Genomic DNA, 24,120 nt, shown 5'->3' with positions numbered 1-24,120 from the left:
CGTGCCCGCTCAGGCCGGCGGGTAGAGGAACAGGTTGACGCTGCTCGCCGGGATCGTACGCGTGTGGTACGCGTGGTCGTTGCCCCAGTTGTACTCCTCGAGCGTGACGGTGCCGTCGTCGTGCACGGCCTGCACGTAGGCGACGTGGTTGCCCGTGAACCAGGCGACGGCGCCGACGATCGGAACGTCGCTCGTCTGGCGGCCGCGGTCGGCCCACTCGGCGGCCCACCGGTGCGCGCTGCCCGAGGCGAGGTTCGCCCAGTCCCACTTCCACGGGCCGGACGTCACGCCCGCGTCGCGGTTGAGCCGCCAGGCGACGAAGTCGACGCACTCGCGGTAGTAGTACCGCAGCGGCGAGAGCCCGCCGCCCTGGTTGTCGGAGGCCTGGTCCCACCAGGGGTAGTCGTCGCCCTCGGCCTGCTGGGCGGGCGTCGAGTAGCTGCCCGGCCGGTTGCCGACGTTGCCGAGCGCCGCGGACCGTTCGGCCGCGGCGACACGTGCCGCCTCGGCGTCGATCTCGGCCTTGGTCTGCACGGCATAGGCGTCGTTCGAGCGCAGTGTGCCGCCCGCGAGCGCCGACACGTCCATGTTCTGCGCCTGAGCCTGCGTGAGGCTGAACTGGTCTGACGCGCCGAAGCCGGGCGCGCCGGGAACCATCGCGTACGCCGGCAGCGCGACGGTGCCGATGATCGCCGGGACGACGAGGACGGTCGCGGCGACGCGGGCCGTGCGGCGCACGGACCCGGTCGAGGGTGCGGGTGCCGCGATGGGTGCGGCGACCGGCGCATCGGCGGGCCGGATCGCCGGCGTGGTGTTCGCCGACGCCGCGTCGGCGCGGTGACGCAGCCGGCGCACCGCCGACGCGAGACTCACGGAGCGTCGAGTGGGTCGAGACGCGGCCTGTTCGGCGGCTCGGCGGGCTGCTCGCGTGGGCGGCAGCTCGCCGCGCGTCTCGTCACCACTCACGTATCGGACCTCCGGGACCACCGCGCCCAGGCACGGGCCGGCGGAAAGATCGACTCACTCGGAGCGGGGGTGGCGCCGAGCTTCCACCACCTTAGAGCAGCTCCTCCCGATTGTCACGATCCGGTCACGCGCGCCAACGATGGTGAACGCACGAGCGGATGGCTCGGGCTCACGTGCGCCCGAGCCATCCCCTCATCGATCCCCCGCTCAGTGCCCGAGCGGGATCGAGTTCGCAGTCGCGCCCAGCCCTCGCACCTCGATGCCGGTCCTCGTCTTCGTGGCGTACCCGGCGCCGCTCACGCTGACCGAGTACGTGTCGTCGCCAGGCACCGCGATGAGGTAGCGGCCCCTCGCGTCCGTGGTCGTGGTCCCGGCGCCGGGAACCGACACGCTCGCCCCGCTCACCGCCGCGAACGTCGACTCGTCGTACACGTAGCCCGAGATGACCGGGCCGCTCATCGAGGGCGCGACGGTCTCGAGTTCGATGATCGTGAACGAGTGTGCCGGGAACTCGTGGCCGAACGAGCTGCCCAGCCCGGTGAGCGCCGCACTCGTCGGCGCCACCGTGTCTGGATCGGCCCACGAGTTCACGTCGAGGAACGAATCCGAGTTCAGCTCGTGGACCGTCCCGGTCGAGGCGATCGACGTCGTGCCGTCGATCTCGATCGGCGCGGTGATCGCCGCACTCGGGTGCCGGTTGACCACCGAGACGTAGATGCGCGTGCCGTCGGCCGAGCGGGTCGTCGTGACGTCCAGGTAGGGCACCCCGACGCGGGCCGGCATGTTGCCCATCGCCGGCGCGTCGAACGTGTCGGACGTGACCTCGGTCGGGAGCAGGACGTCCCCGACGTGGTTCGCCTGCATGGACATCACGTGATGGGTCGCGGTCCGGTAGAGGCCGCGGTTGCCGATGCGGATCCCGCCGCCCTCCCAGAGGTTCACGAGACCCGAGATGTCGTTCACCTCGAGCAGGTCCGGCCGCCGCAGGAAGTAGTTCGTGTTGGCGGCCGTCTGCAGCGCTCCCTCGAGGCTCTGCGCGCGGCGCGTCGCATCGTTGAGGTAGTTCGCGCTGTACTCGGTCATCGCGACCTTCACATCCTCCGACGTGTACTGGACGATCGTCTGCTCGGTCACCGCGAGGATGTCCGCCAGATTGGCCGGCACGCCATTCGACGCCGCGAACACGAACCCGTCGTCGTAGTCGAGCGGCAAGGTCTGCGGTGCGTAGATGTGCGGTGCGAGGTGATCGACCTTGCCGGTGCCGAGAAGCGCGATGTTCCGCGCCTGAGCGGGTGTCGACCCGTCGTCGGCATCGGCGAACAACTCGATCTCGGGGTCGGCCGCGAGCATGGCGGTCGCGAAGTCGTCGTAGCTCGCGGCGAACGCGTTCGCATCCGGCGTCCAACCGGGCGTCCAGAAGCCCCAGGTCTCATTGCCGATCCCCCAGTTCCGGATGTCCCACGGCTCGGTGCGCCCGTTTGCGGCGCGGGTCGAAGAGGTCGGCGCGTTCACGTACTCGACCCAGTCGGCGGCCTGCTCTGGCGTTCCCCGACCCCAATTGACCTGAAGGTCGAGCTCGATCCCGAGCGCCTCGGCGAGGTCGAGGATCTCGTGCGTCCCGACGTCATTCGTGAGCCACTGCGCATCCCACTCGGCGTAGAACGTCGGCGCCCGCGCTTCACGCGGGCCGACGCCGTCCGCCCAGTCGTACCAATCGGCGATGATGCCGCCGGGCCATCGGACCGAGGACAGCTTCATCTCCTCGAGCGTCTCCACGAAGTCGGCGCGCCAGCCACCGAGCACCGCCTCCGACTCGTCGAGCGGCATGACGCTCACCATGTCGATGTCGAGCGTGCCCTCGCCCTCGGCGCCGATGAACAGCTTCGCAAGGACATCGGTGGTGTCCGGGGTGAGCACAGCGGTCGCCTTGGTCCAGCTGCCGGTCACCGCGGAGGTCGTGGTGCCGTCGTACTCGACGTACCCGGGTCCGTCGCCGACCGCCGGGCCGAGCTCGATGTCGACCGGCCCGACGTCACCGCGCAGGTAGGCCTCCACCCGGTACTCGTGACCGGCCTGCAGCGCGAGGCCGCGCTGACTGATGCCTTTTCGGCCGTCACCGGCCGCGATATCGACCCGCTGGAACCGGTCGCCGTTCAGCGCATCGCCACGGACCTGTTGGTACGCCGCACGGCTGGCATGGCCGTCCTCCTCCCACGCCGTCCCGAGCTTCGCGAACGTCTGGTGATCCCACGTCGTGGTGGTCGCGCCGTACCCGTACAGGAACGTGCGGAACTCGCCGCCCCCGAGCGCCGCACTGTCGTCGATGGAGTGCACGAGGCGGTCGTTGTAGAAGAAGTCGAGGTCACGGGCGCCGTCGCGCGGGGCGGAGACCTCCACCCGAAGCACGGCCGGTGTGACCGCCGCGCCACCGGTCCAGGGCGGTGCGCCTTCCTCGAACACCCGAAGCTGGCCACCCTCGATGCCGAACTCGACCGTCTTGCTGAAGTCGCCCTCGCCCGTGCCACCGTACAGGCTCAGCAGGCCGTTCGTCCCGCTGATCGAGTCGAGCTTCGCCTCGACGGCGTACCCGTAGAGGTCGCTCTCGTCGACGATCTTCGACAGCACGCCGAATCGGCTGTTCGGGGCTCCCGTGATCGTCACCCGGCCACCGCTCTGCGACGTCGAACCGTATCCGCCCTCGAGCGCGACCTGCGCCCAAAGGGAGTTGAGCCCGCCGTCGACGTCGTAGGTCGACGCGACGATGTCGTTCCAATGGCGCTGCTCGACCCGGACGTCGTCCCAGACCGACGTCGAGCTGCCATAGCCGTAGAGGAAGACCCGGAAGTCGTCCTCGGGCACGTCGGTGCTGTCCTGGATGGTGTGCACGACCGTTCCGTTCACGAGGAAGCGCAGGGTCCGGCCGTTCGCCCACGACGGGCCGACCTGCACCTCGAGCTCGGCCGGCAGCGAGACGGCGCCACCCGTGAAGCCGCCGGGACCGGAGGAGGTGAACACGCGCGCGACACCACCCTCGACGCCGAACTCGACGAAATCGTCGAGTCCTCCGTCGCCGCCGTAGATGCTCATGAGGGCGTTGGTGCCGCTCTGCGAGACCAGCGTGGTCGACACGCTCGTCCAGTCGACGGCGGAGTTCTCGAGGTGCGCCGACATGGCGCCGTAGCGGCTGGCCGGCGCGCCGGTGACCGTGAGCCGGCCGCCCGTCGTCGAGACGGTCCCGTCGTTCGCGCCCTCGAGACGGCTCGGCGTCCAGCGCGACGAGAGTGCGCCGTCGTTGAAGGCGTCGTACGTCGTGTCGGTCCAGGCGGCGATGCGGTCGAACGATGCGGTGCCGGTGTGGCCGTAGGCGAAGGCGCGGTACGGCGCGGGAAGGGCGCCGTATCCGGTGATCGTGTGGACGAGCGCATCGTCGACGAAGAAGTCGAGCGTCCTGGATGAGCCGGGTGTCGCCTCGATGCGGAAGTCGGCCGGGAGGTTCACGGCGGCTCCCGTCCACGGCGCCACTCCGTCGGCGAAGACGACCGCGGATCCGTTCTCGACGCCGAACTCGACATTGTGACTGAAGTCCCCGGCACCCTCGCCGCCGTACAGGCCGATCAGCGCATTCTGCCCCGAGGCCGCCGCGATCCGAGCCTCCACGGAGACCGTCGCCCGATCGGAGCGCTCGATGTCGCGCGAGAGCAGTCCGAACCGTCCGGGCTCTGCCGCGGTGACCTCGACGACGCCGTCGTCGACGACCACGGTGCCGGCATCGGCGTCGTCGAGACTCACCGGCGTCCAGAGCTCGGTGCGCAGCGCGGTGCCGCGGAATGCATCGTGCCAGCCGGCCGGACGATCGAGGTCGGACATCTCGATCGACCGGTTCAGTACGCGCTCGGCCCAGGCGCCGTTCATGTTGGGGTAGCCGGCCTCCATCATCTGCCCGAGCGTGGAGTGCGAGACGATGCCGTTCACGCCTGCGGCGTCGATCGAGATGGCGCCGGCCGGCGCACGGAGAAGCGTCAGGTCGATCGCCTCGGCCATGGCCGCATACCCGGCGTCGTTCGGGTGCACCCGGTCGCCGACCTCGTAGGCGGGGTTGAGCCAGTTCGCCGCGTCGGGCGAGCCGGGAGCCGGGTAGTCGGGGTCGGTGTTGCGCATCACAGCGTCGAAGTCGACGACCGCGTCGAACGCTCCGCTCGAGCGGATGGCCTCGTTGACCTCCGCCCGGACCGAGTCTTTGGCGGCGTCGTCGCCGCCCCAGCCGCCGTGTCGCGGAAGCAGGGTGCCACCGACGGCCCAGAGACCCGCCGCGCGGGCTTCGTCGGCGAGCGTCTCGAGCGCGCCGATCACCGTGGCGGCATCCGCGCCGCCCGCGATGTCATTGCTGCCGAGGAGCACGATCACGGTCCGCGCACCCGCCTGGGAGATCACGTCGCGATCGAAGCGATCGAGGCCGGTCGGTCCAGCGCCTCCGGCCAGGGTCAGTCGGTTGCCGCTGATGCCCGCGTTCACGACCGCGGCCGTGTGGTCGCCGCTCGCGAGGCGATCGGCGAGCAGGTCGGGCCACGTGGCGTACGCATCGACGCTCGCGCCGAACCCGTCGGTGATCGAGTCGCCGAAGGCGACGATCGCGCCGCCGGCATCGCCGACCTCCACCCCTGCCAGCCACGCGACGTTGGCGCCGTGTCCGGGCCATGCCGTCGTCGAGCCGTCTCCTACGCGGTTCCCGGCGGACCCGTCGAACGCCGTGCAGTGCTGCGTGACGTTGCCCTCGGCGTGGTTGGGGAACTGCGCGATCGCGCCCGCCACGTAGGTGCTCACCGCGATCTCGTCGCCGTGTGAGACCGGGAAGGCGATCGGATCGCTCGTGATGGTCTGACCGGAGGGAACGGTCACCGAGGCGGAGCCCCCGAAGGTGACCGGCTCGGTACTTCCGGCGGCGATGTCACCGCCGCCTGTGTGCGCGGCCACGGTGACCGCGTCGAAGGTCGTCGGCGCCGTGACGAACTCGTTGGAGAGGGTCACCCGGATTTCATCGCCGGCCGCGCTCGTCCGGGCGATATGACGGCACGTGAAGTCGCTCGCGACGAGGCTCGGCGCGTCCTGCATCGGAGCGGTCCACGCGCTCGTCCATTCGTCTGCGGCCGATGCTGGAGCGGCCGCGAGCGGAAACGCCTGCAGCGCGCTTGTGCCGACGAGGGCCGCGGCGACGAGTGCGGGAATGGCGATACGACGTGGCATGGGTCCTCCCTTGGACACAAGCTAACTCGATTTACCACGGAGCCTAGGAGTTCGACCTCCGGGCTGTCAACGATGAGCCGAATCCCGCTGGAGAATCGAGTGAGCGCTAGGATCGGATCGCACGAGAGGGGACCAGGTTGGCAGCTTCCGGGAAGGGTCGTCGCGGCGCACCCCCGACCATGCGCGACATCGCCGAGGCCGCGGGCGTGTCGCGCACGACGGTGTCGCTGATCCTCAACGAGAAGTCAGACGTGCGCATCCCCGAGCGCACCCGCGAGCTCGTCCGCGAGACGGCGCGTCAGCTCGACTACCGCCCCTCGGTGCTGGCGCGGGAGCTGCGGACCCAGACCTCGTCGATCGTCGGGTTCATCGGGGACGAGATCGCGAGTGGCCCGTTCGGCGGTGAGCTGATCGCGGGCGCACAGTCCGCGTTGTCGGAGTCGGGGCGCGTCCTCATGGTCGTCAACACCGGCGCCGAGGGCGACCTCGCGTCAGCGCCGCTCTCCGTGTTCAGCGATCGAGGAGTCGACTCGATCATCCTCGCCACCGTGCTCACCCGCGAGGTCGAGATCCCCGCGGACCTCTGGGACGGCTCGTCGGTCCTGCTCAACTGCTTCTCGCGGCTGCCCGAATCCCGCTCCATCCTGCCCGACGACTACGCGGGCGGGCGGGCGGCGGCGCGTCATCTCCTGGGCCTCGGTCACCGCAGCTTCGCCTACGTCGGCGGTGAGGCCGAGAGCCACCCGATCGCTCGACGACTCGCGGGCGTCCGAGACGAGCTGGCCACGCATGACCTCGGCCTGCCGGACTCGCATGTCGTGACGCGTGGCTGGCACGCCGACGCGGGGTATGACGGCATGGTCGAGCTCGACGCGCGCGACGCCCTGCCCACCGCGGTCGTCTGCGGCAACGACCGGGTCGCCCTCGGCGTGCTGGACTGGGCGAAGCACCGCTCGATCGACGTCCCCTCGCAGCTCTCGGTCGTCGGATTCGACGACCAGGAGGAGATCGCGGCATACACACATCCTCCATTGACGACGCTCCGACTCCCGTACCGAGAGATGGGGCGGGCGGCGATCGCGCTGCTCACGGGGCCGGCCGGCGAGAGCAGGACGCTCGACTGCCCGCTGATCGAGCGTGCTTCGACGGCGCCGCCGCCCGGGCGCTAGGCGGTCGGTGCCAGCGGGAGCGGATCGGTGAGCTCGCCCACGAACCGTCCATCGCGTTGGTCGGTGAAGCCGATCAGCCGTGGCGTTCCCCGGTCGAGAACGATCCTGGCGGCATAGAGCCCCGCCGGACCGACCGGCTGCGCATGCTCGATGTCATAGGGGCCGAGTGGCCCGGCCGCGTCGGCGAGGTAGACGTCTCCGCGCTCGTAGGCAGCGTCGCGTGCGGCACCGAGCTCGGCGGGGGCGCAGGAGAACAGCAGCACGTGTCTCCCGTCGACGACGGTGGTCTGGATGACCTCCAACTGCGCGAACCCTGCGGGTCCGCTGAGCGGCGGCCCCGCCGACCAGCGCCGGAGGTCGGGGCTCGTCGCATGCCCCACGACTCCCCGCTCCCGTGGATCGCCCGTCTTGGCTCGCGCGGTGAACAGCATGTGCCATCCGTCGCCGTCGGCGTCCGGGAAGACCCATGGGTCCCGCCAGGCGGTCTCCCGCCACACCGGATCGTCGACCTCGTACCAGCGTGGATCGGGCGAGAGCACCGGCGCGTCACCGACGCGTTGCCAGGACACGAGGTCGTCGGACACGGCCGCGCCGATCTGCTGCCACGCCGTGCCGCGCTCCTGCGAGATGCCGGTGTAGAAGAGATACCAGCGACCGTCGTCGCCCTGCACCGTCGATCCGGTCCAGATCGCCTGGTCATCCCATGCGGGTGCGTCCGCGGGGACGAGGGCGTCGGCCTCGAGCGTCCAGGTGCGCAGATCCTTCGACACGGCGTGCCCCACCGAGGCGCGGCCGTGTCGGCGTTCCGGATCGCCGAGCGCCCGAGACGCCCGGAGGAAGAACGCGTGATGCGTGCCCTCGCTCTCGGCGTACCAGCTGTCCCAGACCCAATGGTCCTCAAGCCGCAGCATCGTCGCCCACGTTCAGTCCGAACGAGCACATCGTCCACGAGGCAGGCGGCAGCTCCAGCGTCACGCGACCAGGGCGATCCATCTGGAGTGCCGCGGACTGCTCGCCTTCGGGCGTCAGGGTGACGACGTCCTGTGGCTCGACGTCCAGGTCGGCCAGCTCGAGCGCGACCTGGACCGACTCGTGCGGGTTCCGGTTCACGATCGACACGGTGAGCCCGGTCCGGTCGGCGGCCAGCACGACCGCACTGGCCACCTCGGGCAGCTCTCCGAACCGTTCCGACGGGAGTGCGCGGGTCGAGATCGCCGATTCCAGGACGACGCCGCCCACGGTCCTCGACAGCAGCGCGAACGGGCGGAAGATCGACTGCCTCGTCGCCTCGTCGCGCGTGGTCATGATCGGGGCGAGTACGTTGACCAGCTGCGCGAGCGCCGCGATGCGGACGCGATCGGCGTGCCGCAGCAGCGTCGTGATGAGATCGCCCACGACCACCGCGTCGAGTGCGTCGTACGCGCCCTCGATGATCGGCGAACCGGCGTCGACCCAGGCGTCAGGCTGCGGCGCGAACCTCGCGGGGTCGTAGATGTTCCACTCGTCGAACGCCAGCAGCATGGGCTTCGACTCGCCCAGGCGCGCTTTGACGGAGTCGGCGGTGGCGATGACGCCCTGGATGAACAGATCCATCGAGTGACCGGCCTCGAGGAGGCGCCACGGGTCGCCGGGATCGGGTTCGTAGTAGGCGTGCAGCGAGATGTAGTCGACGAACGGATAGGTCTCCTCGAGCACCTCACGTTCCCACTCGCCGAAGGTCGCCATCCGCTCGTGCGAGCTGCCGCAGGCGATCAGCCGCAGCTCGGGATCGATGGTCTTCATCGCCTTCGCCGTCTCGCGGGCGAGTCGCCCGTACTCACGCGCGGTCTTCTGCCCCGTCTGCCACGGGCCGTCCATCTCGTTGCCGAGGCACCAGTACCTGATGCCGAAGGGGTCCGGCGCACCGTGCTCGATCCGACGGTCCGCCCACTCCGTGCCAGGCTGCCCGTTGGCGTACTCCAGGAGCGCGCGCGCCGCATCGACACCGCGCGTGCCGAGGTTCAGCGCCATGATCGGCTCGACCCCGGCCTTCGCGCACCACCGCATGAACTCGTGCAGACCGAAGGTGTTGGGCTCGCGCGTCTTCCATGCGAGGTCGAGTCGGGCCGGTCGGTCGCCGACCGGCCCGACGCCATCCTCCCAGCGGTATCCCGAGACGAAGTTGCCGCCCGGATACCGCACGGCCGTCACGCCGAGCTCGCGAACGAGCTCGAGGACGTCGGTCCGGTCGCCGTCCGCGTCCGCCTTCGGCGACTCGGGGTCGAAGATGCCGCCGTAGACGCACCGGCCCATGTGCTCGACGAAGCTGCCGAACAGCTCCGAAGCGACGGTGCCGCGACGGAATGCGGAATGGATGGTGAGGCGTGCACTGCTCATGACTCTCGTTTCTCTGCGGTTCATTTCAGTCCGGACGTCGCGATGCCCTGCACGAAGTAGCGCTGAGCGAACAGGAAGACGGCGGCCAGTGGTGCGATGGAGATCGCCGCGCCGGCCATGAGCGCGGCATGGTCGACACTTGCGGTGGAGCTCGAGAAGAGGGTGAGCGCGGCGGGTAGCGTTCGCATCTCGAGGGAGGACGAGATGACGAGCGGCCAGAGGAAGTCGTTCCACAACGCGACGAACTGGATGATGAACAGCGACGCCAGCGCGGGCTTGCTGAGCGGCAGGATGACCCTGGTGAAGATCTGCCAGTTGTTGGCGCCGTCGATCCGGGCGGCCTCATCGAGCTCCATCGGCAGCGCCATGAAGAACTGGCGCATCATGAAGATGCCGAGCGCGCTCGCCATCCTCGGGATGATCAGCCCGTGGTAGGTGTTGAGCCAGCCGAGGTCGCTCTCGAGCAGGAAGACCGGGACGATCGCGGTCTGGAACGGCACCATGAGCGTGGCGATCACGACGAGGAAGAGCACGTTGCGCCCTCGGAACCGCAGGCGCGCGAACGCGAAGGCGGCCATCGAATCGAGCAGCACGAGCGCCACGGTGGCTCCGCCGGCGAAGACGACCGTGTTCACGATGAGCCTCAGGAACGGCAGGTCGGTCCAGATCGAGACGTAGCCCTCGACGCTCCACTCGCTCGGCCAGAGCCGGGTGGGGTCCGCGAAGAGGTCGGCCGGCGTCTTGAACGACACCCCGAGCATCCACAGGAAGGGCAGCAGCACGGCCAGCGCCGCGACCGCGAGGATCACGATGGCGAGGACCCGCAGGACGATGACGACCGTGCGCGCCGCGAGCCGGGGGCGTCGGCCGAGCACGATCTCAGTCGACATCCTGGTACCTCATCATGCGGAGTTGGACGAAGGAGATCGCCAGGATCACGACGAACAGCACCCAGGCGATCGCGCTCGCGTACCCCATGCGGAAGTCGATGAATCCGCGCTGGTACAGGTACATGACGACCGACTCGGTCGAGAAGAGCGGTCCGCCTCTCGTCATCACATAGGAGAGCTCGAACAGCTGGAGGCTCTGCACGGTCGCGATCACCGTCGCGAACGTCGTCGCGGGCCGCAGCAGGGGAAGGGTGATCGACCAGTACTGGCGCCATGGGCCCGCCCCGTCGATGCGGGCCGCCTCGTACAGCTCACCGGGAACGGACTGCAGCCCGGCGAGGATGATGATGAGCGTGAAGCCGAGCCCCTTCCAGATGCCGACCACGACGATTGCCGGGAGCGCGGTCGCCGGATCACGGAGGAAGTCTGGAGTGTCGATTCCCGCGGCCTGCAGCCACGTGTTGACGAGCCCGATCTGCGGATCGAGCAGGAACTGCCAGATGACACCGACGACCGCGAGGGACACGATCGTCGGGAAGTAGTACGCCGATCGCAGCAGAGCGGTGAACCAGCTGGTCTTCCGCAGCGCCTGCGCGATGGCGAGCGAGAGAGCGATCTGCACGATGACGACGACGACGGTGTAGGTGACCGTCACGCGCATGGCGTTCCAGAATCGTGAGTCGGCGGCGAGCTCCGCATAGTTGTCGAGCCCGATCCACGCCGACCGACCGCCGACGGACCAATCGTGGAGGCTCATCCACCCGGTGGCGATCAGCGGGTAGATCACGAATACGCCGAGCACCAGCCCGGCGGGCAGGAGGAAGAGGTAGGCGCTGTTGAATCGTGAGCGGCGCCGACCGCGGGCGCGAGCGGGACGTGGTGCGTCGGCCCCGGGGCGGACGTCACGCGCTGCACGATCTTCGATCATCGAGAGGGTCACTGAAGCTCCGATCGGGGCCGGGGTGGCGCGGTCCGCGCCACCCCGGCCTTCGGTGGATCCGGCCGCGGGCTATTCGCAGCCGGTCAGGGCGTTGATGGTCTGGCCGGCCTCGGCCGCCGCGGCGGCCGGGTCTTCGCCGCGACTGATCTTGCCGAGCATGGGCACGTAGGCGTCACTGGTGATCTGGGACGCCTCCGCGACGCCGGGGAGCACGAGTCGACCGGTCGGCAGCCCCTCGAGGAAGGGCGTCAGCAGCTCGTTGCCGTTCGCGACGTCCGGCATGTCGGTGCGCACGGGCGGGAAGCCCGAGTCGGTCACGAATTGTTCTTGCGCGGTCTGCCCGGTCCACCACTCGAGGAAGGTCGCCGCCTCCTCAGGATGCGCCGACTTCGCCGAGACCATGAACGGAACGGTGGAGATCGCGGTCACGGGGCCTGCCGATCCTTCGGGCATGGTCGTGATGCCGAAGTCGATGCCGGCGTTCGTGAAGGTCTGGACGAGCCACGGCCCGCCAACGATCATCGCCGCCTTGCCGGTCGAGAAGAGGTTCTCCGCGGCCGGCGCGTCGAGCCCGGCGGGGCTCACTCCGTCCTTCGAGATGAGCTCGCCCCAGGTCGTGAAGACCTCGAGGTTCTCCGGGGACTCCAGCGCTGAGCAGGAGTCCTCGTCGAGGATGTCGCCGCCGTTGGACCACTGGAGCACGGTCCAGCCCAGCGTGAATCCGTTGTCGGGGATCGCGAACCCTGAGACCGAGCCGTCGGCGGCCGTCAGCGTGCGCGCGGCCTCGGCGAGCTCCTCGGTGGTCGCCGGGACCTCGACGCCCGCTGCCTCGAGCAGCTCGACGTTGTAGAAGAGCGCCATGTCGGCCATGTTGGCCGGCACCGCGTACACCGCGCCTTCGCTCGTGAACGCGCTCGTCACCGCCTCCGGGAACGCGGTCATGTCGATGCCCGAGTCGTCGAGCGACAGCGCACTGCCGTTCTTGACGTACTGGAACATGACGTTCGGATCGTAGCTCGGCGTGGCGATGTCGGGCCCCTGCCCGCTCGCCCAGGCCGCGGGCAGGGTCTGCGCGATCGAATCCCACGGCTGGATGTCCATGACGACCTGGATCTCCGGGTGCGTGGCGTTGAACTCCTCGATCAGCGCTTCATAGGCCGGACGGTCGGAGCCGGTGAAGCCGGTGAGGACCGAGAGCTCCACGGGCCCGCCGTCGGCCCCGTCGTCGGATGTCGCGCAGCCTGCGAGCGCGACCGCCGCGAGTGCGGCCAGCCCCAGGCCGAGGGTCTTCTTGAGCGTCATTGCTGCCTCCGGTGCATTCGGATACGTTCGCGGGTAGACCTCGAAACCCCTTTGGTGAATCGAGTTATCAGGAAGGTATCCGCAGCTCGAGCAGCTTGTCAAGCGCGCCCCATCGCAGCCAGACCGGCCCGGCGGAGCCGCAGGCCGTTCACCGCGTGCAAGCGTGGTCGCGAATCACCGCGGCGGATCCGGCCGACAGGCTCGTGGAGGGCGCACGGCAAACGGCACCCGGAGGTGGGTCAGCTCACGCGGCCTGGAGGAACTCGCTCCACTGCGGCAGCGGTCGTTCGACCCCGCGCACGACCCAGTCGCGGCCACGAGGCATCCGCGGGGTGAATCGCAACTGCCAGCCCATCTCGGCCGGCGTGTGATCGCCCTTCACGTTGTTGCACCTGAGGCAGCAGGCGACGAGGTTCTCCCAGGTGTCGCGCCCGCCGCGCGAGCGCGGCAGCACGTGGTCGATCGTGGCGGCCGAGGCCGCACAGTAGGCGCATCGATGCTCGTCGCGGCGGAGCACGCCGCGCCGGCTCACGGGCACATGCTGCAGGCGCGGCGGCCGCACGTATCTCGTCAGGACGATCACGCTCGGCCGATCCCAGGTGCCGCTCGTTCCGATGACCGGGTGGGCCTCGTCGCGCAGGATCACCGTCGCCTTCTGGTGCATCACGAGGAGGAGGGCGCGTTTGAACGAGACGACGGCGAGCGGCTCATAGCCGGCATTGAGCACGAGCGTGCGCATAGGGCGCCTTTCGATCGGGGCTGGATGGCTTCCAGCCGCGTGTACGGATCGACGGCCCGCGCGATGGCGCGACGGCGCGCTGGAACTCCCCCGGAAACGAAGAACGGGCACTGCCAGGAAGACAGTGCCCGTCGGCGGCATGCGGCGCGCGGAGCTCACGGTGCCCGCGCGGCTGACTGCTGCGGCGCTGGTCGAATTGCGCGCGCGCACCCCTGGGAAGGATGCCTCGCGCCTCGGCCATGGCCACTCTCCGTTCCGGCTCGCGGATCGTCAGGAGACCAGGGTACGCGACGAACGGCGCACCGGGACCCCCCGGCGCGCCGTTCTCTGGCTCGCGTCACGCGCTGTTCACGCCTCGTTCGTCAGATCCCGATGCGCACGATCTGGTAGCTGCTGGTCCAGATGGGCTGTACGCGAACGGATGCCCCTTCGTACGGCGCGTGCAGGATCATCCCGTTGCCCGCATAGAAGCCGTCGTGGCCCGACATGATCACGAGGTCGCCCGGCACGGCCGCCGACTCGGCGATGGGCGTGCCCATCGCCCCCTGACCGGAGGACGAGTGCGGCATGGAGATGCCGAACTGCGCGAATACGTACATGACGAAGCCCGAGCAGTCGAAGCCCGCGGGCGTCGCGCCGCCGTAGACGTAGGGCACCCCGATGTACTGCGTCGCCACGTTGTAGACCGAGGCGAGGTCGAAGTTCGGGTACGGCGGGTTCGCGAGCAGCGACGACACCGACGGGCCGCTGGACGATGCCGCATAAGAGGCGAGCTGCGCCTGCGCGGCCTGGCGCGCGGCCTCGGCCGCCGCGGCGGCCGCCTCGGCCTCTTGCTGGGCGCGGATCTCTTCACCCGTGACCATCGCATAGGCGTCGGAGGACTTCGGGGCGGCGATCACGTCGGTGGGGACCTCGACCGACTGCGCGCCGGCCTCGGTGAGCTTCGCCTGGTCGGTGGCGCCGAACTGCGGGCCGACCGAGCCGGGCGCCATCGCATAGGCCGGGATCGCGAGGGTTCCGACGATGCCGGCGGAGACGGCCATCACGGTGAGGTTCGCGAGCCCGCCGCGGCGCAGGCGCCGGGTGGACGGCAGCGGACGCTCGGGGGTGTCGGGGGTCTGGGTGTCGGTGCGACGGGACACGGGGGCCGGTGCCGCCGGGGTGGGGTCGGCGTTCGAGCGACGCCGGATGGATCGAGCCAAATCGGGTACCTCCGTCGCCCACGACACGAGGCCGTCTCACCTGGGTTACGCGCGGGGGGCGCTTACGGATACCTCGATCGAGCGGTGAGCCGAAGGGGAGGCGACTCGATCTCAGGTTCCCAACGGCTGGCTGCTGCCGCGGGACCCGACCGACTGTACGCGAGGATCACGCGATTGTCACACTCTGATAACGGTTTCCCCAGGAAACTGTCAAATATGCGTGCGCATTTGCATTGCCGAACGCGGCTCGAGCTCGCCCGCGGAGCACTGCGCGGGCCGATCCGCAGGGCGGATCAGGCGCTGATGAACAGGTGCCCGGCCACCTCGGTCGGGAGCTCGAGCCCGCCGTCGACGCCGTCGATCCGCACCAGCACATACCCGCCGTTCATGGTGAAGCTCGCCGCCGCGCCCGGGACGATGCCGGCCTGCTTGAACTGGCCGAGCAGCTCGGGATCGAACTGCACGGGCTCGGCGAGCCGGCGGATGACACCCTGCACCGCTCCCCCGCTCTCGTCGAGCGCGACCAGCACGTTGCGCACGCCGCTCATGAACGGCTGCGCGGGTGGCAGCCCGAGCTCTTCGAGACCCGGAATGGGGTTGCCGTACGGGGACTCGGTCGGGCCGCCGAGGATCTCAATGAGCCGCCGCTCGACCTGCTCGCTCATGACGTGCTCCCAGCGGCACGCCTCGTCGTGCACGTACTCCCACTCGAGGCCGATCACGTCGGCGAGCAGTCGCTCGGCGAGCCGGTGCTTGCGCATGACGTGCACGGCCTTGCTGCGGCCGGTCGGCGTGAGCTCGAGGTGACGGTCGCCGGAGACCACGACGAGGCCGTCGCGCTCCATGCGCGCGACGGTCTGCGACACGGTGGGCCCGGAGTGCCCGAGCCGCTCGGAGATGCGTGCGCGCAACGGCACGATGTGCTCTTCCTCGAGATCGAGGATCGTGCGCAGGTACATCTCGGTCGTGTCGATGAGATCCGTCACCAGCGTCCCTCCCTGTCGGCACGGCTCGGCACGGCTCGCGGAACGCCGTGCGTGGCCCGCGATCCAGCCTAGCGTGAGGCCGCTCGTCGCTAGACTCGTGCGCATGCCCAGTCTCGTGATCCCCAGCGACCTCCTGCCCGCCGACGGACGTTTCGGCTGCGGACCGTCGAAGGTCCGTCCCGAGCAGCTGGCGCATCTCGCGGCCGAAGGGCCGCGCCTGCTCGGCACCTCGCACCGTCAGGCGCCCGTGAAGCAGCTCGTGGGGCGCGTGCGCACGGGGCTCGCCGAGCTCTTCTCGCTGCCCGACGGGTACGAGGTCGTACTCGGCAACGGCGGGTCGACCGCGTTCTGGGACATGGCCGCGTTCGGCCTGATCGAGCGCCGTGCGCAGCTCTGCTCGTTCGGCGAGTTCGGGGCGAAGTTCGCGAAGGCGGCCGGTGCACCGTGGCTCGAGGCACCCGACGTGCGCAAGGCCGAGCCCGGCACGGGCAGCGAGCCCGAGGCCGTCGAGGGCGTCGACGTCTACGGCTCGCCGCAGAACGAGACCTCGACGGGTGTCGCCGCGCCGGTGCGCCGGGTACAGGGCGACGCGGGTGCCCTCACCGTGATCGACGCGACGAGCGCGGCCGGCGGCATCATGGTCGACGCCGCAGAGTTCGACGCCTATTACTTCGCACCCCAGAAGAACTTCGCCTCCGACGGCGGCCTGTGGTTCGCGCTGCTCTCGCCAGCCGCGATCGAGCGCATCGAGCGTCTCGCGGCGAGCGACCGGTACATCCCCGATTTCCTCTCGCTCAAGCAGGCCGTCGACAACTCGCGCCTCGACCAGACCCTGAACACGCCCGCGCTCGCGACGCTGCTGCTCATGGAGAACCAGATCGAGTGGATGAACGCCTCGGGCGGCCTCGCCTGGGCCGACGCGCGCACGCGCGAGTCGTCGGGCGTGCTCTACGACTGGGCCGAGGCCTCCGCCGTGGCGACGCCGTTCGTCGCCGACCCGGCGCACCGTTCGCAGGTGGTCGTCACGATCGACTTCGACGAGCAGACCGACGCGGCCCGCATCGCGAAGGTGCTCCGCGAGAACGGCGTGGTCGACACCGAGCCGTACCGCAAGCTCGGCCGCAACCAGCTGCGCGTCGCGACGTTCACGGCGATCGAGCCCGACGACGTGCGTGCCCTGACGGCCTCGATCGACTACGTGCTCGAGCACCTGGGCTGAGCCTCATGCGCCTCTGGTTGAGCGAGGACGAGCGCCGGCCCGATCCGGCGCCCGCCCGCGCCGACGCCAGGAAGGCGCTCGTCGCGGGCACGGCGGCCTGGCTCGTCGCGCTCATCGTCTGCTGGTGGTTCCTCGAGCCGCTCGACGACGCCGGCTTCGGATGGCTCGTCCCCATGTCGGTCGTCGGCGTGGTGTTCGGCGTGGCCGGCGTGGTCGTGGTGCAGGTGCACCGCGCGCGGCACCGTGGAGCGTCCGACGGCACGACCTGACGCTCGGCGGGTTCAGTTGTACTTGCCCTGGTAGAAGGGCTTCGGCACGTACTTCTTGGAGAGCTGTTCAGCAAGCTCGAGACCTGCCTTGAACTCCTTGCTCGCATTGGGCACCCTGCTGGTGAGCTCTCGAACCTCAGCGAGACCCTCGTGGACCTTGATGAGGACACGGTTCGCCCCCTCCCGTTCGGCCCTCGAGAGGGTCGCGTCGGCCAACGGACGAACGTGACTCAGTGGCCGGCTCGAAACGTTCAAGTTGAGGTCCCAGATCTTCGTCGTGGCTTCCCCGATGACCCCGGTGGTCTTGTTGCCGAGTTGGCGCTGCCACAGCATGCTGGTCCGGTCCCAGACCTCCGACACGATGGCTTGCGGTGAGCCGGTCGCGTCGCTCGTGCTCCCGAGGAACTTCGAGACCTCCTTTCCATAGGCCACTTCCGTGAGGAAGTAGGTACGGATCTTCTTCTCCTGTGCCTGCTCCGCCTTCTCGTACTTGGAGAGCTTCCGGCTGGCCGGCGAAGGAGTCGTCGTGATGAACGGCGGCGGCGCCGGGGTCGTGGCCGGCTCGACGAATTGCGGGTTCGGTGTGAGGTCTTTGCGGCCGGCGTTGATGTGCACGCCGTCCGGGATGGCGGCCGTCGTGCGGCCTGAGAGCTTCCCGATGCCGGCCGCCACACCCAGGCCGAGCCCGGCGACGGCCAGGCCGACGCCGAGGCCGAGCGCGGCCTCGTCGGGCATGAACTTGGTGTCGGTGTGGATGGCGTACGTCTCCGCGGCGGTGAACACGGCGTCGGCCAGACTGAATGTGCGCGCTGCGATCCCGAGGACCGCCATGCCGAACGTGGCCGCCCCAGCGGTCCAGATCGCGCCGAGCACCCCACCGACGATCCCGACGATGTTCAGCGCGAGCGTGAGCGCGTCCATCTGCGACGCCCTGCCGGACGGGTCGACGAGCATGATCGGGTTCGCATTGGTGTACCCGTACAGGTCGTGGAGCGACTCCACGTCCTTGCTCGTGAACCCGAGCTGGGCCGGGTCGTAGGTGCGCTCGCGCAGGAACTGGGTCCCGTCGGCGTGCGTGTACTCCAGCGCGTACTGGAACGGGTTGTGCTCCAGCTGCCCGACCGCGCCCGGCACCTGCCGCATCGCCCCGGCAAGCTCATCACCCATCGCCACGACCCCGTAGTCGGAATAGGTGTAGCTGCCGACCTGGTTGCCGGTCTCGTCCGTCAGGCCGGTCACGTTCCCGTGCCGGTCGGTGCTGTAATACCGCGTGCCCGCCGCCGAATCCGTATCGGGGTGCGTGATCCGCGCGTGCCGCGACGCCCCCACGAGATACGACGCGACCCCGTCGGCCACGGTCTCGTCCACACTGGCATGGGCGTCGTTGAGCAGCGTCGTGTCGTCCCAGTAGAACGTCGTCGACCCGGCCGCGGTCACCCGGCTCTTCCGGGTGCCGTCGGCCCAGTACGCGGTATTGATCCGGGTGCCGTCGGTGAGGATCTGCCCGGTCTGCCGGTTCATCGCGTCCCACTCGTACCGGGTGCCGTCGGCCGCAGCGACCACCCGGCCGAGCACGTCACGCACCTCGGTCACCGAAACCCCATCCGGACCCGTGACCGTGACCTCATTCGCCTGCGCATACGACGTCGTCACCACCCGGCCCGCCGCATCCTCCGCCGACACCATCCGGCCCGCCTCGTCATACGTGTACGACTCCGTCCCGGCCCGCACCCCACCAGCCCCGTCCAAGAACCGCACCTCAGCCGCCACCGGCTTCCGGGACGCATCCCCCACCCCGACCGGGTCCGACTCCGGGTAGGTCAGCTCCTGCTCCTGAACCACCCGCTCACCCGCACCCGAAGACACCACCACCCGCTTCCCCGAAACCCGACCCCACTGATCGAACTCGGACACCACCCGCGTCTTCCCATCCGACACCTCCACCGAACGGGAACCACCAGTGGTCCCGTTCACGGCAGCCGGGTCTACGGCGGGCCACCCCGACGGCAACACCCCATCCACCTGCCGCCACGACCTCGCACTCAACTCCGTCCCATCCCGGTCAGCGACCCCGACCCGGTCCACCCGCGACACCCCATCCGCATCCGACCGCCACACCACGGTCGTGGTCGCACCAGACCCAGACACCACCCGATCCACCCGACCCGACCGATCAACCCCCACCAGGCTGCGACCGCCCACCGGATCCACCACCTCACCAACCCAGCCCTCGACCAACACCACCCGCCACACCCCAGCACCACCACCACCAGCGGACACGTTCACCCCGGGCCGGACCACCATCTGCCCCGGGTCCGACCAATCCAGCCCCGTCACCACCCCATCAACCCCCACCACCGACACCAACCGATGCCCACCACCAGCCGCCCACGTCCAGTCCGACCGGTCCCCACCAGCCGACACCCGCGCGACCGGGTCACCGGCCGCGTTGAAATACGTCACCACCCCACCCAGCTCATGCAACTCAAACGCGATCGGCTGCGCGCCCACCACCCCATCCACACGCCCCGACAACACCCCACCCGGCGTCTGCCGGAACACCACATCGCTGCCGGTGTACCCCAACAGGCCCGACGAAACCGACTCCGCCGCCTGAAACACCCCACCCGATGACGGACGCACCCACACCCCACCGGCAACATCCACCACCGCAAACCCGAACCCCCACCCCACCCCCAACCCATACCGATCCACCCCAACCCGCGAATCCCACCCCAACCCAAGACCCGCAACCGGCACACTCACCCCGAACGACCCATCACCCTCATTCACCACACCCTCAAGCCCATCCCCCACCCCAAACGACCCCAACTCCACCACCGAAGGCCCACCAGGCCCACCCGGCCCCGACGACTCACCCGCCCACACCGGCGACACCACACCCACCACCAACACCACACTCAGCACACCCACCACGCCACCACGAACACACCGAACCGACACCACACACTCCAACCACGAGAACGTGGTGAGCATATCAATATGTCAGGTCTGCCGCTCCTCGGCTGGGCACCGCTGTGGATAAGCCGCAACCGTCCGGCGCAGCCGGCCGACGGCGTGCGGCGCCATGCGTGTCAGCTCACCAGTGACGACGACGGACGACGTGCCCGGCGGGACGTGCAGGCCCGGCGGTCCCAGACCGACGCGATGCCTCGGGTCCGCCGGCCTCGGCGGTCGCGCATGCGTCGCCGGCGGGACACGTCCGGGCGAGACATCCGCCGCTGCTCTCAGGCCGGCGTCCGGTAATCGCGGGCGCGTTGACAACCGATCAGGACCGCGAGTCAGCGCGCGCCGGAGGCCCGACGCGCATCACATCAGGGCACGCACCAGCGCAGACGGCCGACTTCGTCGCCGCCGGCCTCCGCGTCAGCGACCCTCCCGGGACCCCTCGTCGTCGGAGCCCTCGTCGACAGAGCCCTCATCATCGGAGCCCTCGCCGTCAGAGCCCTCGTTATCGGAGCCCTCGTCATCGGAGCCCTCGTCATCGGAGCCCTCGTCGTCGGCCTCTTCGACGTCGACGTCGTCGTCGAACTCGTCGTCGACGCCGAAATCGTCCTCGTCGTCGGCCTCGTCATGCTCGTCGAGCTCGTCATCGTCGTCGAACTCGTCGGTGTCGAACTCGTCGGCGTCGCCGTCGAACTCGTCGTCCGAGGCATCCGTCTCACCCTCGGCGGACTCACCGGCGGCGCCACTCGCGGCCGCTTCGGCGGCCGCGCCCGCCTGCGCGGCGCGGTACTCCGCGAGCCGGTCCGACCAGGGGACCCACTCGGGCGCGAGCAGCGCGCCGTCACCCGGCATGAGCTCGGTCTCGAGCACGGTCGGCTCGGCGCCTTCCACCCGAGCGATGGTGGCCGCCCAGTGCCAGCCGCGGTAGCCGGGGACGTCCGCCGCGAAGAGCAGGGTCAGCACGTGCTCGCCCTCCACGACATGCCCGATCACCGAACCCACGGTCTCGGGCGCGGTCATCTCCAGCAGCGCGCGCTGCGCGAGCGCCGCGGACGCCAGCAGGACCTCGTCGGCGACGACCTCAGCCTCGGCGACGGCGTCAGGCTCGGCAACGGCGTCAGGCTCGGCAACGACCTCAGGCTCGGGCTGCGCCTCGCCCGAGGCATCCGCCGCATCGATCGACTCGCGCGACTCCTCGACCGGCATCTCCCGTTCGTCAGGCATCCAGGTCGTCCGCGACTCGACGGAGCACCGCCGCGACCGTGCGCGCCTTGCTCTTGTCGGGGTAGCGCCCGCGGCGCAGGTCGGCACCGACCGCGTCGAGCACCTTCACGAGGTCTTCGACGATGACCGCCATGTCATCGGCGGGCTTGCGGTGCATCTTGACCATGCTCGGCGGGGCGTCGATGACGCGGACCGAGAGCGCCTGCGCGCCGCGCTTGCCGTCGGCGATGCCGAACTCGAGCTTGGTGCCGGCCCGGACCGTCGCCCCCGCGGGAAGCGCGGACGCGTGCAGGAAGACCTCCTGGCCGTCATCGCTGCTGATGAAGCCGAAGCCCTTTTCCTCGTCGTAGAACTTGACCCTGCCGGTGGGCATCGATGAAACCTCGCTCGTGTCGTGCAGCCGCGCCGGGTTCGCGGCGGGCCTTCCATCTCTCAGTCTAGAGTCGCGAGCGCGCGGAGGGCGCCCTAAGCTTGGACGGTGACCAGCCAGCGACCCGTGATCGACCACCGTGCCGAGCGCATCCTCGCGTACATGGTCGCCGGCACGGTCGGCGCCTCGATCATCGCGTTCTTCGCGGTGATGATCGGCACCCTCGCCAACCAGGGCGACGCGGGCTGGGCCGATCAGGGCATCTGGCCCTTCGTGCTCGTCTTCCCGCTGATCGGCCTGCCGATCGGCTTCCTCCTCTTGGTGGCCCTGCTCATCGTCAACGGCGTCCGGCGTTCCCGCGCGTCCCGGCAGAGCTCGGACTGACGGCCGCCCATGCTCGAGCTCGCCGCACGGCTCCGCGCGATGTCGCGAGATGAGCTGGCGGCTGCGCTCCGCGGGCGCCAGTTCGACCCGAACGGCATCCGCGACCTCTTCGACCTCGCCGAAGCCCTGCTCGCGTCGGAGAGCCTCGACATTGCGATCAGCCGCCTCGACCGGCCGCACCTCGCCGTGCTCGCGGCCGCGTCGAGCATCGCCACAGCCGACGGCGGCTACGACGACGACGCACTGACGGCCGAGATCGACCGGCTCGACGCCGACGACTCGATCCGGCGCTCGCTCGGCGCGCTCGTCGCCGACCTCGAGAGCCAGCTGCTGATCGTGGCCGGCGAGCACCGCAGGCACGTGCCCGCGCCCGTCGCCGGCCGACTGGTCCCCCGCCTCGGCGCCGACCTGCCCGAGCCGGCCGAGCTCGCGGCCCCGGCCCCCCGCGTGCTCGAGCCGGTCGACCCTGTCGACCGCCGCCTGCTCGACCGGCTCGGCGCGGAAGCGGCCTACGCGACCATCGCGACCACCGCCGAGCTGATCGCCGCGCTCGGCGCTCAGCCCGCGCGCGAGCTCGCGAAGGGCGGGCTGTCCCTCCCCGACGCGAAACGGCTCGCCGAGGCGATCGGCATCGAGCTCGACCGCCTGCCCCGTGTGTTCCAGCGCGCGGTCGAGGCCGGACTCGTCGCCCGCGAGGGGGCCTACTGGCTCGAATCCGACCTCGGCGGGAGCTGGGTGCTCGAGCCGGCCGCGGGGCGCTGGCGCCGCCTGGCCGAATGCTGGCTCGACCGCATCCCGCCGACGCTTCGGGAGCTCGTCGCGCGTCGCAGCGACACGTTGTCGGCGACCGCGTTCCGCGACGACGTGCGCTGGCTCTACCCCGCGGGCGGCCGGTGGCTCGACGAGGGGCTCGAGCGGCTCGCCGACGACGCCGAGGCGCTCGGCCTCGCGGTGGGCGGCGAACCGGTCGACGCCGCCCGGCTCGTCGTCGCAGGTGCGCTCGACGAGGCGGCCGAGCAGCTCTCCGCCCGCTTCCCACCACAGGTCGACCGGGTGTACCTCCAGCACGACCTCTCGGTGGTCGCGCCCGGCCCGCTCGCGCCCGCGGTCGACGCCCGGCTGCGCGGGTTCGCCGACCTCGAGGCACGCGACCTCGCGGCGACGTACCGCGTGAGCGCCGCATCCGTCAACCGCGCGCTCGCGGCCGGCGAGTCGGCCGAGTCGATCCGCGACTTCCTCGAATCGATCTCGCTGACGGGTGTGCCGCAGCCGCTCGACTACCTGGTGCACGAGGCCGCGCGCCGGTTCGGCAGCGTGCGGGTCTCGGTCGCCCCCGAGACGGATGCTCCGGCCAAGACCTCGATCCGCAGCGACGACGCCGAGCTGATCACGACGCTCGAGGTCGACCAGGCGCTGTCCCCCATCGCGCTGCGGCGTGCGGGCGACCATCGCCTGCTCTCGCGGTTCGCGCCCGACGTCGTGTTCTGGGCGCTCTCGGATGCGCGGTATCCGGTCGCCGCCGAGGATGCCGAGGGCCGCATCGTCCGCCTGCAACGCCACCGACTCGTCCCGGCGCCGGCACCCGTCGAGAAGACCGACCCGGTCGACGAGCTGCTCGAACGCGTGCTCGACCACGGTGACGGCCCCGCGACCGAGCAGGCCTGGCTCGCGCGCCAGCTCGAGGCTGCGGCGCGCGCCAAGGAGACGCTGACGGTCACGGTGCACATGCCGGGCGGGCAGACCGCGGACTACCTGCTGGCCCCCGCGAGCGTCGCCAACGGCCGCCTGCGCGCCCGCGACCGCAAGGCCGACATCGAGCGCACGCTGCCGCTCTCCGCGATCGCGGCCGTCGGGCCGGCGCCGGCGGAGTAGCGAC

At 70.1% G+C, this 24,120-nt stretch carries 18 protein-coding genes; 5 read left to right on the top strand and 13 right to left on the bottom strand.

Annotated elements, in window-relative coordinates:
- Window positions 1-9: 9 nt before the first annotated feature.
- Window positions 10-873 carry a CHAP domain-containing protein gene (locus RH864_RS07780; RefSeq protein ID WP_310516962.1) on the bottom strand — a complete coding sequence of 288 codons (864 nt, stop codon included), beginning with the start codon at window positions 871-873 and terminating at the stop codon, window positions 10-12.
- 300 nt (window positions 874-1,173) lie between these two features.
- Window positions 1,174-6,207, bottom strand: a complete 5,034-nt coding sequence (locus tag RH864_RS07775; RefSeq protein WP_310516961.1) for a GDSL-type esterase/lipase family protein — start codon at window positions 6,205-6,207, stop codon at window positions 1,174-1,176.
- Between the two features lie 137 nt (window positions 6,208-6,344).
- Here RH864_RS07775 and RH864_RS07770 point away from each other — a divergent pair, with 137 nt between their 5' ends.
- On the top strand, window positions 6,345-7,376 hold the full coding sequence (locus RH864_RS07770) for a LacI family DNA-binding transcriptional regulator (protein WP_310516960.1): 1,032 nt from the start codon (window positions 6,345-6,347) through the stop codon (window positions 7,374-7,376).
- On the opposite strand, the gene RH864_RS07765 is transcribed toward RH864_RS07770, so the two are convergent.
- The 8 genes from RH864_RS07765 to RH864_RS07730 all read right to left on the bottom strand — a co-directional run bounded on the left by RH864_RS07765 (window position 7,373) and on the right by RH864_RS07730 (window position 15,811).
- Entirely contained in the window at window positions 7,373-8,287 is a 915-nt protein-coding gene (locus RH864_RS07765) for a glycoside hydrolase family protein (protein ID WP_310516959.1), read from the bottom strand. The two genes, RH864_RS07770 and RH864_RS07765, sit on opposite strands and share 4 nt — an antisense overlap.
- Window positions 8,274-9,752 (bottom strand): alpha-N-arabinofuranosidase, encoded by a 1,479-nt coding sequence (locus RH864_RS07760; RefSeq protein WP_310516958.1) that lies wholly within the window; start codon window positions 9,750-9,752, stop codon window positions 8,274-8,276. The genes RH864_RS07765 and RH864_RS07760 overlap by 14 nt, the downstream gene beginning before the upstream one ends.
- Before the next feature lie 20 nt (window positions 9,753-9,772).
- Window positions 9,773-10,642, bottom strand: coding sequence for a carbohydrate ABC transporter permease (locus RH864_RS07755; RefSeq protein ID WP_310516957.1), 870 nt, complete (start codon window positions 10,640-10,642; stop codon window positions 9,773-9,775).
- On the bottom strand, window positions 10,632-11,570 hold the full coding sequence (locus tag RH864_RS07750; protein WP_310516956.1) for a carbohydrate ABC transporter permease: 939 nt from the start codon (window positions 11,568-11,570) through the stop codon (window positions 10,632-10,634). The genes RH864_RS07755 and RH864_RS07750 overlap by 11 nt, the downstream gene beginning before the upstream one ends.
- An 81-nt stretch (window positions 11,571-11,651) precedes the next feature.
- Entirely contained in the window at window positions 11,652-12,884 is a 1,233-nt protein-coding gene (locus RH864_RS07745; RefSeq protein ID WP_310516955.1) for an ABC transporter substrate-binding protein, read from the bottom strand.
- Between the two features lie 244 nt (window positions 12,885-13,128).
- On the bottom strand, window positions 13,129-13,623 hold the full coding sequence (locus RH864_RS07740; RefSeq protein ID WP_310516954.1) for an HNH endonuclease: 495 nt from the start codon (window positions 13,621-13,623) through the stop codon (window positions 13,129-13,131).
- A gap of 362 nt (window positions 13,624-13,985) precedes the next feature.
- Entirely contained in the window at window positions 13,986-14,825 is an 840-nt protein-coding gene (locus RH864_RS07735) for a C40 family peptidase (RefSeq protein ID WP_310516953.1), read from the bottom strand.
- 293 nt (window positions 14,826-15,118) lie between these two features.
- The gene (locus tag RH864_RS07730) at window positions 15,119-15,811 is read right to left on the bottom strand and encodes a metal-dependent transcriptional regulator (RefSeq protein ID WP_310516952.1); all 693 of its coding nucleotides are present in this window, start codon (window positions 15,809-15,811) and stop codon (window positions 15,119-15,121) included.
- Window positions 15,812-15,914: 103 nt separating this feature from the next.
- Here RH864_RS07730 and serC point away from each other — a divergent pair, with 103 nt between their 5' ends.
- Window positions 15,915-17,030, top strand: a complete 1,116-nt coding sequence (serC, locus tag RH864_RS07725; RefSeq protein ID WP_310516951.1) for a phosphoserine transaminase — start codon at window positions 15,915-15,917, stop codon at window positions 17,028-17,030.
- A gap of 5 nt (window positions 17,031-17,035) precedes the next feature.
- Window positions 17,036-17,299, top strand: coding sequence for a DUF2530 domain-containing protein (locus RH864_RS07720; RefSeq protein WP_310516950.1), 264 nt, complete (start codon window positions 17,036-17,038; stop codon window positions 17,297-17,299).
- A gap of 12 nt (window positions 17,300-17,311) precedes the next feature.
- Here the strand turns inward: RH864_RS07720 and RH864_RS07715 are convergent, their stop codons facing one another.
- The 3 genes from RH864_RS07715 to RH864_RS07705 form a co-directional block, all read right to left on the bottom strand.
- Entirely contained in the window at window positions 17,312-20,296 is a 2,985-nt protein-coding gene (locus RH864_RS07715; RefSeq protein WP_310516949.1) for an RHS repeat domain-containing protein, read from the bottom strand.
- A gap of 390 nt (window positions 20,297-20,686) precedes the next feature.
- Complete coding sequence (locus RH864_RS07710) at window positions 20,687-21,490, bottom strand: DUF3027 domain-containing protein (RefSeq protein WP_310516948.1); 804 nt, start codon at window positions 21,488-21,490, stop codon at window positions 20,687-20,689.
- Window positions 21,483-21,863, bottom strand: coding sequence for a cold-shock protein (locus RH864_RS07705; protein ID WP_308799078.1), 381 nt, complete (start codon window positions 21,861-21,863; stop codon window positions 21,483-21,485). The genes RH864_RS07710 and RH864_RS07705 overlap by 8 nt, the downstream gene beginning before the upstream one ends.
- A gap of 105 nt (window positions 21,864-21,968) precedes the next feature.
- Between RH864_RS07705 and RH864_RS07700 the strand changes: the two genes are divergently transcribed.
- Window positions 21,969-22,244, top strand: a complete 276-nt coding sequence (locus tag RH864_RS07700) for a multidrug ABC transporter ATPase (RefSeq protein ID WP_310516947.1) — start codon at window positions 21,969-21,971, stop codon at window positions 22,242-22,244.
- Window positions 22,245-22,283: 39 nt separating this feature from the next.
- Window positions 22,284-24,116 carry a helicase-associated domain-containing protein gene (locus RH864_RS07695; RefSeq protein WP_310516946.1) on the top strand — a complete coding sequence of 611 codons (1,833 nt, stop codon included), beginning with the start codon at window positions 22,284-22,286 and terminating at the stop codon, window positions 24,114-24,116.
- Window positions 24,117-24,120: the final 4 nt, after the last annotated feature.

It is taken from the genome of Agromyces aerolatus (genome assembly GCF_031432255.1).
Taxonomy (GTDB): domain Bacteria; phylum Actinomycetota; class Actinomycetes; order Actinomycetales; family Microbacteriaceae; genus Agromyces.
This window is presented reverse-complemented; position numbering and strand designations above follow the sequence as displayed.

Excerpts from the sequence above, each read along its gene's own strand:
- serC (WP_310516951.1), top strand. The coding sequence starts at position 15,915 with ATGCCCAGTCTCGTGATCCCCAGCGACCTCCTGCCCGCCGACGGACGT.
- RH864_RS07720 (WP_310516950.1), top strand. The coding sequence starts at position 17,036 with ATGCGCCTCTGGTTGAGCGAGGACGAGCGCCGGCCCGATCCGGCGCCC.
- RH864_RS07740 (WP_310516954.1), bottom strand. The coding sequence starts at position 13,623 with ATGCGCACGCTCGTGCTCAATGCCGGCTATGAGCCGCTCGCCGTCGTC.
- RH864_RS07765 (WP_310516959.1), bottom strand. The coding sequence starts at position 8,287 with ATGCTGCGGCTTGAGGACCATTGGGTCTGGGACAGCTGGTACGCCGAG.
- RH864_RS07705 (WP_308799078.1), bottom strand. The coding sequence starts at position 21,863 with ATGCCCACCGGCAGGGTCAAGTTCTACGACGAGGAAAAGGGCTTCGGC.
- RH864_RS07750 (WP_310516956.1), bottom strand. The coding sequence starts at position 11,570 with ATGATCGAAGATCGTGCAGCGCGTGACGTCCGCCCCGGGGCCGACGCA.
- RH864_RS07695 (WP_310516946.1), top strand. The coding sequence starts at position 22,284 with ATGTCGCGAGATGAGCTGGCGGCTGCGCTCCGCGGGCGCCAGTTCGAC.
- RH864_RS07775 (WP_310516961.1), bottom strand. The coding sequence starts at position 6,207 with ATGCCACGTCGTATCGCCATTCCCGCACTCGTCGCCGCGGCCCTCGTC.
- RH864_RS07710 (WP_310516948.1), bottom strand. The coding sequence starts at position 21,490 with ATGCCTGACGAACGGGAGATGCCGGTCGAGGAGTCGCGCGAGTCGATC.
- RH864_RS07745 (WP_310516955.1), bottom strand. The coding sequence starts at position 12,884 with ATGACGCTCAAGAAGACCCTCGGCCTGGGGCTGGCCGCACTCGCGGCG.
- RH864_RS07715 (WP_310516949.1), bottom strand. The coding sequence starts at position 20,296 with ATGCTCACCACGTTCTCGTGGTTGGAGTGTGTGGTGTCGGTTCGGTGT.
- RH864_RS07755 (WP_310516957.1), bottom strand. The coding sequence starts at position 10,642 with ATGTCGACTGAGATCGTGCTCGGCCGACGCCCCCGGCTCGCGGCGCGC.
- RH864_RS07760 (WP_310516958.1), bottom strand. The coding sequence starts at position 9,752 with ATGAGCAGTGCACGCCTCACCATCCATTCCGCATTCCGTCGCGGCACC.